Origin of the sequence: Neisseria sp. HMSC70E02, from assembly GCF_001838645.1 — a bacterium.
GTDB lineage: Bacteria > Pseudomonadota > Gammaproteobacteria > Burkholderiales > Neisseriaceae > Neisseria > Neisseria macacae.
The window spans coordinates 26,618-38,077 of record NZ_KV838054.1; the positions used below are offsets into that span (position 1 = coordinate 26,618).

Consider the following 11,460-nt stretch of genomic DNA (forward strand, 5'->3'; position numbering starts at 1 on the left):
AAATCTTATATCTCAAGCGTTTCAATCAAAAGGTCGTCTGAAAACCCCAAATCAAGGTTTTCAGACGACCTTTTGCCTTATCCGTAAAAGCTTACAGATAGAATTTTTCAACTACTTTCAAATTATCATCCAATTTGTACACCAGAGGCTGACCGGTCGGGATTTCCAAGCCCATGATGTCTTCGTCGGAAATGCCTTCGATGTGTTTGGCCAATGCGCGCAGGGAGTTGCCGTGTGCGGCGACCAGGACGCGTTTGCCGCTCAGAAGCGCGGGGGCGATTTGGTCTTCCCAGAACGGCAGTACGCGCTCCAAAGTAACTTTCAGGTTTTCGCCGTCGGGGATAACATCGGCGGGCAGGTTGGCATAGCGGCGGTCGTTGTGCGCGGAGAACGGGTCTTTCGGATCGAGCAGCGGCGGCAGGGTGTCGTAGCTGCGGCGCCAGATGTGGACTTGCTCGTCACCGTATTTTTCGGCGGTTTGTTTTTTATCCAAACCTTGCAGTTGGCCGTAGTGGCGTTCGTTCAGCCTCCAGCTTTTGATTTGCGGCACGAACAGTTGGTCGGATTCTTCCAAAACGATGTTGCAGGTTTTAATCGCGCGGGTCAGGACAGAAGTGAAGGCGATGTCGAACTCGTAGCCTTTTTCCTTCAGTTTTTTACCGGCGGCGGCGGCTTCGGCAAGCCCCTGCTCGCTCAGTTTCACATCGCGCCAGCCTGTAAACAGGTTTTTCGCGTTCCATTCGCTTTGTCCGTGGCGGATAAATACCAATTCCATGTCGTATGCTCCAATTTGAGGTCGGTAGAAGGGGCTATTTATAACATATTTCGGCTGCTTCTGCAGTCGGGGCGGGGCGATGCTTGTTCTTTATCAAGACTTGCGGCGTATTGTTTTATAGTGGATTAACTTTAAACCAGTACGGCGTTACCTCTCCTTACCGTACTACCTGTACTGTCTGCGGCTTCGTCGCCTTATCCTGATTTAAAGTTAATCCACTATACCGTCCATTCCCCCTACCCTTGCAATCGTAATGCCTCCAAACAAATTAAAGGTCGTCTGAAAACCCTGTTTCAAGTTTTCAGACGACCTTTTTCAACCTACCATCAAGTCATTAGGGTTCGACGGGGATGATGCCGATTTTTGCCTGCCATTTGCGTGGAGCGGTGGCGTGGATGGACTCGCCTTTACTGTCCACGGCGACGGTTACGGGCATGTCTTTGACTTCAAACTCGTAAACCGCTTCCATGCCCAATTCGGGGAACGCCAAGACTTTGGAGGATTTGATGGCTTTTGCCACGAGGTATGCCGCGCCGCCGACTGCCATGAGGTATACGGCTTTGTTGTCGGCGATGGCTTCGCAGGTGGCTGCACCGCGCTCGGATTTGCCGATCATGCCCAAGAGGCCGGTTTGTTCGAGCATTTGGCGGGTGAATTTGTCCATGCGGGTAGCGGTGGTCGGGCCTGCCGGACCGACTACTTCGTCGCCGACCGGATCGACGGGGCCGACGTAGTAAATCAGGCGGTTGGTGAAATCGACAGGCAACTCTTCGCCTTTGTCGAGCATATCAACGAGGCGTTTGTGCGCGGCATCACGACCGGTGAGGATTTTGCCGTTCAGCAGCAATACGTCGCCGGTTTTCCAGCTGGCAACTTCTTCTTTGGTCAGTTTATCGACATCGATACGTTTGCCGTTGTCGGGGCTGTAAGTCAAATCGGGCCAGTCTTCAACGCGCGGCGGGGTCAGTTCGACCGGGCCTGAGCCGTCCAATTCGAACTCGACGTGGCGGGTGGCGGCGCAGTTGGGAATCATGGCAATCGGTTTGGATGCGGCATGGGTCGGGTAATCGAGGATTTTGACGTCCAATACGGTGGTCAGTCCGCCCAAACCTTGTGCGCCGATGCCCAGCGCGTTGACTTTTTCAAAGAGTTCGAGGCGCAGGGCTTCGGTGGTGGACAATTCTGCACCTGACGCGGCTTTTTCCTGCAACTCTTGAATGTCGATGTGGCTCATCAGGGATTCTTTTGCCATCAGTACGGCTTTTTCGGGCGTACCGCCGATGCCGATGCCCAAGATGCCGGGAGGACACCAACCCGCACCCATAGTCGGGATGGTTTTCAGCACCCAATCGACGATGTTGTCGGAAGGATTGAGCATGGCGAGCTTGGATTTGTTTTCAGAGCCGCCGCCTTTTGCCGCGCAGGTTACTTCGACTTTGTCGCCCGGTACGATGCTCATGTGGATGACGGCAGGGGTGTTGTCTTTGGTGTTTTGGCGTTTGCCGGCCGGGTCGGCGAGGACGGACGCGCGCAGGGTGTTGCCTTCCCAAGTGTAGGCGCGACGCACGCCTTCGTTAACCATCTCTTCCACGCTCATGTCCGCATCCCATTGGACGTTCATACCGACTTTGAGGAAGACGGTTGCGATACCGGTGTCTTGGCAGATGGGGCGGTTGTTTTCGGCACACATGCGGCTGTTGACCAAAATCTGCGTCATCGCATCTTTGGCGGCGGGATTTTCTTCCTTCTGCCACGCTTTATAGAGCGCGTCGATGTAGTCTTTCGGATGGTAATAGCTGATGAATTGGAAGGCATCGCAGATACTTTGGATAAAGTCTTCTTGCTTGATGACGGTCATGATTGTGTTCCTTTTCATATGGTAGGGAGGGTTTGTTAGCTTTTTTATAGAGGCCGTTTTTCAGACGACCTTAATCGGTGTAATAGTGCTGTCAATCTATATGAGGCGACAATATGATTTTTATAATCCATTGATTTTCATAAAACTTAATAACCTATCATTTCACTCGGATGATGATAACGGATATTGTCGGCAATATTTACCGGAAGAAATAAAACTACAATTAATCCGTCCACTCAAATTCCAAAGGGTCGTCTGAAAAGGCTGGATTCACCGCCGCAATGAATCTTACTAATAACATGAATTTAAAAAGAAACAATTATTTTTCAGACGACCTGTCTTTCTTTTTTCAACCATACACAAATGTAAAAGCCGTGTCATTCTACCCACGATGATTTTTGACGGAAGTCAAACTTAGCCATTTTTCTGAAATTTTATAACACAATTTGCATTTACTTACACTTTGCAAATTTATCCAATAAATACATAGATATATGCTTTTATATCAAACATTTAATAATGATATTTACTCGTATTTCAAAACGGTTTTTAGTAATTATTCCTTTATCGTAAGTTTATTTTATCTTACAAAATAACAAGATGGCACAAAGGTCGTCTGAAAACCGCTGTTTTTTGTTCACAATCCGCCCCCACCCTGCCTTTACGACTCTGCCATCATCAAAAAACCCAAATTCTGATACACTAATAAAAGACAGTCAGACGTTGATTTATAAGACGTTTCCTGAAAAACATCTGCACTTTAAAAGTTTGTAATAAAAATACACACATCCGATTTCCCCTATCCCATTCCACAGGACACTACCATGAGTGAAAACTTGTTAACCCTGACCATAGACGGCCACGAGGTCAAGGCCTCCGCCGACTCGTCAATCATTCAGGCCTATGCCCGTTCCGGCAGCGCGATTACCGCCAACGTCGGCTGTATGGGGCAAGGCGTGTGCGGTTCGTGCCGTTGCATGATCCGCAAGGAAGGCGAGCGCGAGGTAACGACTGCGTTGGCGTGTGAAACCAAAGTCGAAGAAGGGATGCAGGTCAGCTTCTTGGACTACTTCATTCCCGAGCATATCCAATATTACGACGTGAGCGAGGTCGGCGACGGCTGGAACTGGCTGGACGATACCGCTAAAGCCTTCCCCGAAGCGCAAAACTGCCGTCATTGCGGCGGCTGCAACCGCGCCTGCCCGAAAGGCTTGGAAGTGGAAAACGGCGTGGCGCAGGTGGTATCGGGCGATTTCGGCGCGGCTGCGCTGACCTTCGACCAATGCGTGATGTGCAACCTCTGCACCCTTTCCTGCCCAGAACACATCCGTCCGAACCACTTGGGCCTGTTCGCCCGCCGCATGAAAGCGGCGCGCACGCTGCGTCCGGTGGATTTGATGCGCCGCCTGCGCGAAATCGACAGCGGCAAAATGAAAGTCGAATTTGAAGAGGAGGCAATGTGATGGCGAACGAAATCCAAGGCATAGACTACGAAACCGCCCTTGCCAACCTGCGCGCTTCCTCATTGGAACTGCGCGGCGACTTGCCGGAAAAAAACGAATTATTGAGTCAGTTTCACCCCGACTATCAGGCCAATGCGCGCGTCAAACTGCCCATCGGTCCGAACACGGGCGATTACTGCCATCCTGATTTGGCGAAACTGCTGATCAGTCATCCGCTGATTGACGACTATGATTTGTCGGGCGCGGAACACTTAAACACCGACGTATTGGTGATCGGCGGCGGCGGTGCGGGCGCGGCAGCGGCGTTATCCGCAACCGAAGCAGGCGCGCGTGTGATTATGGCGAACAAGCTGCGTATAGGCGACAGCAATACCGTGATGGCCGAAGGCGGCATTCAGGCGGCAGTCGGCGCAGAAGACAGCTTGCAGCAGCACTTTGACGACACCATCAAAGGCGGCCACAACGCAGGCAAAAAAGAATTGGTGGCGCAAATGGTTACCGACGCGCCGTCCGCCATCCGCTGGCTGATCGGCTTGGGCATGACTTTCGACCTTGCCAAAGGCGCGGACAGCAACGGCATGTTGAGCCGCAAACGTGCAGGCGGTACGACCGTGCCGCGCATCCTGAGCTACCGCGACTTCACAGGCCTCGAAATGATGCGCGTACTGCGCGAGGCGGTCGAACTCGACGAAAACATCACCCAGCTCAACCGCCACCCCGCCATCGAATTATTGTCGGACGAACACGGCCGCTGCGTCGGCGCGATTTTGTACGATTTGGAAAAACGCTCCTTGGTATTGGTTCACGCCAAAGCCGTGGTATTGGCAACCGGTGGCAGCGGACGGCTGCATTTACAGGGTTTCGCCACTTCCAACCACTACGGCGCAACCGCCGACGGTTTGGTGATGGCATACCGCATCGGCGCGAAACTGCGCGACATCGATTCCTTCCAATACCATCCGACCGGTGTCGCCCATCCGCCGCACTTGGCGGGCGCGCTGATTTCCGAAGCTGTGCGTTCCGCAGGCACCAAACTGGTCAACGGTTTGGGCGAGCGTTTCGTTGACGAATTGCAGCCGCGCGACGTCGTTGCCGCCGCCATTTTGCGCGAGTGCCGCGAAGGCCGCGGCGTGGTACGCGACGGACAGGTCGGCGTGTTCCTCGACACCCCGCGCCTGATTGAAAACGATCCCGACGTGTTGAACCGTTTAGTTACGCTCGGCCACGTTGCCCACAAATGCGGCATCGACCCCGCTGTTGAGCCTGTAATGATCCATCCGACCCTGCACTACCAAAACGGCGGCGTCGAAATCAACGGCGACGGCGCGACCTGCGTCGAAGGCCTCTATTGCGCCGGTGAAGTAACCGGCGGCATCCACGGCCGCAACCGCCTGATGGGCAACGCGCTTTTGGACATCATCAGCTTCGGCCGCCGCGCGGGTAAAGCTGCCGCCGATTGCGGCCTGCCGCTGAAAAAAGTGCGCGGCGGTGTCGGACACGTCCACGATCTGCAACGCGAAATGACCCGCGCCGGACTGACCAGCGACATCAAAGCCCCCGTTTTATATCCCGACTACGGTAAATTCGATTTGCGCGAACACGCCGGTTTGCAGGAGCAACAATCATGAACCAAGCCAATCAAAACTTACTGCACCCGTCCCGCCAAGTCGGCGCGGATTTGGCCGCGTGGCGCAAAGTCGGCGGCGGCGAAGGCCTGCTGGCGGCACTTGCCGATCCTCAAAGCATCGTTTCCAAGCTGCAAGACGCCAACCTCTGCGGCATGGGCGGCGCAGGTTTCCCGACCTGGCGCAAATGGGAGGCGGCCGTTGCCGCACAAAGCAAACACGGCGACAAATACGTCGTCTGCAATGCCAACGAAGACGAACCGGGTACGTTCAAAGACCGCGTATTGCTGGCGAAAACGCCGCACCAAGTCATCGAAGGCGTCCTGATCGCCGCCGTCGCCTGCCGCGCCAACAAAGCGATTATGTATGTCAACCCGCACCAGACCGAATCCGTCGCCGCCATCGTGCCCGCCATCGAGCAATGGAAAAAAAGCGATTTGTTCATCCGCATCGAAAACTATCTGGGCAAACCTTTAGACCTGAAATTGGTCGAAACTTCAGGCCGCTACATCGGCGGCGAAGAAACCGCCGTGATTTCATGGTTGGAAGGCGGTTTCCCGTTCCCGCGCCGCAAGCCGCCGTTCCCTGCCGAAAGCGGCGTAGCAGGCGAACCGACCCTTATCAACAACACCGAAACCTTCGCCAACATCCCGCAAATCCTTGCCAAAGGCGCGGAATGGTACAAATCGCTGGGTTTGGGCGATGCCGCAGGCACGAAACTCTACTCGCTTTCCGGCGACGTATTGAATCCGGGCCTGTACGAACTGCCGATGGGCACGACCTTGCAATCGCTGATTTTCGATCACGGCGGCGGTATGCTCGAAGGACGCACGTTTAAAGCCGTCTTCACCGGCGGCCCGTCAAACACGCTTCTGACCGCGAAAGATTTGGACGTGCCTTTGGACTTCGTGTCCGTGCGCGAACGCAAATCCAGCCTCGGTACGGGCGCAATGATTGTGATTTCCGAAGGAACCAGCGTGGTGCGTAAAGTGTCCGAGTATGTGGAATTTTTTGCGTCCAACTCATGCGGACAATGCCCGCCGTGTAAAGGCGGCACGTTCCAACTTTCACGCCTGCTCAACCGCGTGGATACCGGCATCGGCACTTCAGACGACCTCCGCGCCCTGCAAAGCCTGTGCCAACTGCTGCCACGAAGCGGCCGCTGCGGCCTGATCGACGGCGCGGTTACCGTGTTGCAAAGTTCGCTGCGTACCTTCCCCGAAGAGTACGGACTGCCTGCAGAGCAGGATTAATCCGATACGGGGTTTCAGACGACCTTTTCTATTATGGGAGGTCGTCTGAAAAAGCAGTAGATCAGACATTTATATCCGACATCTACTTACCGGATGGTTCGCCATCAGAAAAAACGATACGGTGTATCTTGAGGTTTTGCCCTCTCCCTAACCCTCTCCCACGGGGAGAGGGTTAGGGAGAGGGCAAAACGCAATAACCTTTGACCCAAACCACCAAAAGAAAAACATAAAAAACAACTGCTGCCAAAATACGTTTCAGACGACCTTTCCCCGCGCAAACGGACACACGTCGTCTGAAATCCGATTTCCCCGATACCTCAAACTAGGAGACTCAACATGGGCTTCAAGCCAATTCCTGCTGCGGTTGCGCTCGCGCTGACGCTGATTATCTGGTTCGTCATACCCGTGCCGCAGGGCGTATCGCCCGACGCATGGCACCTTTTGGCGTTGTTCGTCGGCATCATCGCCGGCATCATCGGCAAAGCCATGCCCATCGGCGCAATGGCGATTTTGGGCATTACCTTGGTCGCGCTGACCGGCGTGACCAACGAAAAAGCCGCCGACGCAACCAAAGACGCTCTGAGCAGCCTCAACAACTCGTTAATCTGGATGATCGGTATCGCCATCATCATCTCTCGCGGTTTGTTGAAAACCGGCTTGGGGATGCGTATCGGCTACCTTCTGATTTCCCTTTTCGGCAAGCGCACGCTGGGCGTAGGTTACAGCTTGGCACTGGCCGACTTGGTCATCGGCCCGGTAACGCCGAGTAACACTGCGCGCGGCGGCGCCATCGTGCATCCGATTATGCGTTCCATCGCCCTGAGTTTCGATTCCGACCCCGAAAAAGGCACGGAAGGCAAAATCGGTAAATACCTCGCGCTGGTCAACTACCACGCCAACATCATCACCTGCTGCATCTTCGTTACCGCGACCGCACCCAACCCGTTGGTCGTCGAATTGGTCGCCAAAGCCACCGATTCGAAAATCCACCTCTCTTGGGGCACATGGTTCGCCGCCATGGTCGTACCCGGCCTGATTGCTATGTTCCTGATGCCGCTGGTGCTGTATTTCCTGTATCCGCCCGAAATCAAACAAACGCCTAACGCGACCGCCCTTGCCAAAGAAAAACTGAAAGAAATGGGCGCGATGAAGCGTGACGAAAAAATCATGCTCGGCATTTTCGTGATTCTGCTGCTTCTGTGGGCGGGCGTTCCCGAAATGCTGTTCGGCGTGAAAGTCGATGCCACCGCCACCACCTTCCTCGGCCTCTCCCTGTGTCTGCTCACCGGCGTACTGACTTGGGACGACGCGCTGAAAGAAAAAGGCGCGTGGGACACCATCGTCTGGTTTGCCGCCTTGGTCATGATGGCGAACTTCCTCAACAAATTGGGACTGATTGCATGGCTGTCCGAATCCATGCAGGGCGGCATCTCCCATCTCGGTTTGGGCTGGGAAGCCGGCTGCGCCCTGTTGGTACTCGCCTACCTCTACGCCCACTACGTTTTCGCCAGCGGCACGGCACACGTTACCGCCATGTTCGGCGCGTTCTACGGCGCAGGTCTCGCCTTGGACGCACCGCCGATGCTGTTCGCCCTGATTATGGCGTCCGCCACCGGCATCATGATGTCGCTGACCCACTACGCTTCAGGTTCGTCCCCCGTCATCTACGGCTCGAACTATGTCAGCATGACCGAATGGTGGAAAGCCGGCTTCATCATGAGCGTGGTCGAAATCCTGATTTTCGGCACCATCGGCATTATCTGGTGGAAAGTGCTGGGCTACTGGTAAACCCTGCCTGAAATCAACAAAAGGTCGTCTGAAAATAGGTTTTCAGACGACCTTTTTGCTTTTTGGAGAGAAGCAGTTGCAAGGTGAGGCTGGATATCAATCCGCTATTGGCTGCCCAACCATTCGTCGCGCGTTTGCTTGGCTTCTTCAAAATAACGGTATAACGCGTCGCGGTTTTCTTGTTCGAGGATACGTTCCAACTTGGAAAGTTGATCGTGCAGTCCGGCAATCAGCTTGATCAGGCTGTTTTTATTGTCCAGGCAGATGTCCGTCCAAATGGCGGGATGGCTGGAGGCGATGCGGGTAAAGTCTCGGAAACCGCTGGCGGCAAATTTCAAATATTCCTGTCCGTCCGGATGGTCGGCGATTTGGTGGACATAAGCAAAAGCCGTCAAATGCGGCATATGGGAAACAGCGGCGAACACGGCATCGTGTTCTTCCGCGCTCATTTCAAACGTCTGTGCGCCGACCGCCTGCCACAGGCTTTTTATCAAAGCGATACCTTCGGGGCGCTCTTGTCCGTGTGTGGTGATAATCAGTTTTTTATCTTGATACAATCCGAATTGCGCCGCCAATGCGCCGCTGCGGTCGGAGCCTGCAATGGGGTGAGCGGCGATACAGTGTGAAATCCGCTCGGGCAGATATTGGCGGAAAGCAGCGATGGCAGTCCGCTTGGTGCTGCCCACATCAGACACATAAGCCTCCGGCGCAAGCAGCGGCGCAATGGCTTGGCAGATGGTCGGCAAAGTGGAAACCGGCGTGGCAATCAACACCAAATCGGCATGACCGATGCTTTCGGCGTTGATTTCCGTAAACGCTTTATCAATCACCCGACGCTCAAGCGCACGGTCGAGATTATCGCGGTCGAGATCAATACCGGTCACGGTTTGCACCCATCCCAATCGTTTGAGATCCAGAACGAAAGAGCCGCCTATCAGTCCGACGCCGATAAGGGTGATGTGTTGGAGCGGGGCATTTGGTGTCATGGCGGATGTGTAAGGCGGTGGATAAAGGAAAGGTCGTCTGAAAACGTACCCGGACTAGGATTTGCTTCCCAATCTGCAAGAGCTTCTTGAAACACAAATCCTGCCTGCAGCTTGGGCTATTATAGTGAATCGGCCCCATTCCAGCCACAACCCTGTCGGAAAGCCGGTCAGCCCGCAGGCGTTTTCAGAATGGAACAATCTTCCGCAGTGCCAAAAAATTTTGCACACACCGATCATCCTAAATCAATATTTTTTAAGAAAATCAAAGAAAACCGGCAGCGTTCATTTGCTCTAAAAACCGTTTATACAGAAACAGTTTTCCAAACCTTGCGTTCCGTTTTACAATTGAGAGCCATTCTTGAACCAGGTCGTCTGAAAGTACCGTATGTCACTTGCACAACCCAACCGTATCCTCGTCATCAAACTGCGCCATCATGGTGACGTATTGCTCAGTACGCCGGTCGTCGATGCGATCAAACAACATTTTCCCGAGTGCGAAGTCGATATGCTGGTTTATCAGGAAACCGCCGACATCATCCGCGACAATCCGCAAATCGCCCGGATTTTCACCATTGACCGGCAATGGAAGAAACAAGGCGTGCGGATGCAGTTCAAACACGAAAAAGACCTTTTCCGTCAGTTAAAAGCCCGTCAATACGATTGGGCATTCAACCTTTCCGACCAATGGCGTGCCGCCATCATTGCCAAACTCTGCGCCAAATGCAGCGTCGGCTTCAACTGCATCAAACGCGACAATGCCGCCTGGCGCTGGTGTCACGACTTTCTCAACCCCGATATGGGCACGACCAAACATATCGTTGAAACCCATCTTGGCATACTGCCTCCGCTTATCCGTCCGGAAGAACTGCCCCACGCAAAAGTCCGCATGAGCATCTCCCCAGATGTCCGCAACAGTATGGAACAAAAATTGCGCGAACAAGGCTGGCAAGGCGAAAACTACGTCTTACTGCATCCGGGCGCGCGCTGGCTGTTCAAATGTTGGGAAGACGGCAAGAACGCCGCACTCGTCCAGCTTCTGCTGAACCACGGACACAACGTCGTCCTGACCGCCTCCCCCAGTCCCGTCGAACACGACATGATTGAAGCCATCTTAGGTCGTCTGAAAATACCGGAAAGCGGCAAAGTATGGGTATTGTCCGGCTGCCTAACTTTGCGCGAACTTGCAGCGGCGATAGACCGCGCCAAACTGTTTATCGGCGTCGATTCCGTTCCCATGCACATCGCCGCCGCGCTCGACAAACCGCAAATCGCCCTATTCGGCGCGACTTGGCTGGGCATATGGCATCCTTATTCGCTCAATGCCGAAGTGATATGGGCGGGCGATTATACCGACCTCCCCCACCCCGACAGCATCAATACAAACAATCCCGAACGTCTCCTGAAAGCCATTCCTCTGGAAGAAGTATGGAACCGCGTTTCCGCCAAACTCGAGAAAATTGACCAAACGGGAACACACGCAGCAATAGAATAATCCCTGCTTCGGTATCAATAAGCGGTTGCCTATAAATAAAGTAGAGGTCTTTGCAAAATTAACTCCAACAGATTTTCACCCTATTCCGACATCTCAAGAGAACACCTAAGATTTATCCAAACATCCTGAAACCTTAACGGATGTCAACGCCCTATTTGGTGGGGACGTAGTCGGCATAGTGCGCCAGCAAGGCAATCGTTTCCAATAACGAGCCTTCTCA

9 protein-coding genes and 1 pseudogene are annotated in these 11,460 nt (G+C 53.8%); 6 read left to right on the forward strand and 4 right to left on the reverse strand.

Going from position 1 to position 11,460, the window contains the following annotated elements; genetic code table 11:
* Nucleotides 1-91 precede the first annotated feature (91 nt).
* The 3 genes and pseudogenes from HMPREF3277_RS00660 to HMPREF3277_RS00665 form a co-directional block, all read right to left on the reverse strand.
* On the reverse strand, nt 92-775 hold the full coding sequence (locus tag HMPREF3277_RS00660) for a 2,3-diphosphoglycerate-dependent phosphoglycerate mutase (RefSeq protein ID WP_003766223.1): 684 nt from the start codon (nt 773-775) through the stop codon (nt 92-94).
* A gap of 160 nt (nt 776-935) precedes the next feature.
* Nucleotides 936-1,001, reverse strand: a pseudogene (locus tag HMPREF3277_RS15100) (transposase); the annotation flags it as partial.
* Nucleotides 1,002-1,109: 108 nt separating this feature from the next.
* Nucleotides 1,110-2,633 (reverse strand): fumarate hydratase, encoded by a 1,524-nt coding sequence (locus HMPREF3277_RS00665; protein ID WP_070869730.1) that lies wholly within the window; start codon nt 2,631-2,633, stop codon nt 1,110-1,112.
* Nucleotides 2,634-3,457: 824 nt separating this feature from the next.
* On the opposite strand from HMPREF3277_RS00665, the gene HMPREF3277_RS00670 reads away from it, so the two are divergent.
* From HMPREF3277_RS00670 to HMPREF3277_RS00685, 4 genes are all read left to right on the forward strand, one after another.
* Nucleotides 3,458-4,096 (forward strand): 2Fe-2S iron-sulfur cluster-binding protein, encoded by a 639-nt coding sequence (locus tag HMPREF3277_RS00670; protein ID WP_003766262.1) that lies wholly within the window; start codon nt 3,458-3,460, stop codon nt 4,094-4,096.
* On the forward strand, nt 4,096-5,724 hold the full coding sequence (locus HMPREF3277_RS00675) for an FAD-binding protein (RefSeq protein WP_070869731.1): 1,629 nt from the start codon (nt 4,096-4,098) through the stop codon (nt 5,722-5,724). Before HMPREF3277_RS00670 ends, HMPREF3277_RS00675 begins: the two co-directional genes overlap by 1 nt.
* Nucleotides 5,721-6,974 carry a complex I 51 kDa subunit family protein gene (locus HMPREF3277_RS00680; protein WP_003777399.1) on the forward strand — a complete coding sequence of 418 codons (1,254 nt, stop codon included), beginning with the start codon at nt 5,721-5,723 and terminating at the stop codon, nt 6,972-6,974. The genes HMPREF3277_RS00675 and HMPREF3277_RS00680 overlap by 4 nt, the downstream gene beginning before the upstream one ends.
* A gap of 336 nt (nt 6,975-7,310) precedes the next feature.
* Nucleotides 7,311-8,762: a DASS family sodium-coupled anion symporter gene (locus HMPREF3277_RS00685; protein ID WP_070869732.1), complete on the forward strand. Its 1,452-nt coding sequence runs from the start codon at nt 7,311-7,313 to the stop codon at nt 8,760-8,762.
* A 104-nt stretch (nt 8,763-8,866) separates the two neighbouring features.
* Here HMPREF3277_RS00685 and HMPREF3277_RS00690 read toward each other — a convergent pair whose 3' ends face one another.
* Nucleotides 8,867-9,748 (reverse strand): prephenate dehydrogenase, encoded by an 882-nt coding sequence (locus HMPREF3277_RS00690; protein ID WP_003777394.1) that lies wholly within the window; start codon nt 9,746-9,748, stop codon nt 8,867-8,869.
* A gap of 61 nt (nt 9,749-9,809) precedes the next feature.
* Between HMPREF3277_RS00690 and HMPREF3277_RS14800 the strand changes: the two genes are divergently transcribed.
* Nucleotides 9,810-10,043 (forward strand): hypothetical protein, encoded by a 234-nt coding sequence (locus HMPREF3277_RS14800; RefSeq protein WP_168168239.1) that lies wholly within the window; start codon nt 9,810-9,812, stop codon nt 10,041-10,043.
* A 90-nt stretch (nt 10,044-10,133) separates the two neighbouring features.
* On the forward strand, nt 10,134-11,240 hold the full coding sequence (gene rfaQ / locus HMPREF3277_RS00695; protein ID WP_070869733.1) for a putative lipopolysaccharide heptosyltransferase III: 1,107 nt from the start codon (nt 10,134-10,136) through the stop codon (nt 11,238-11,240).
* Nucleotides 11,241-11,460 lie beyond the last annotated feature (220 nt).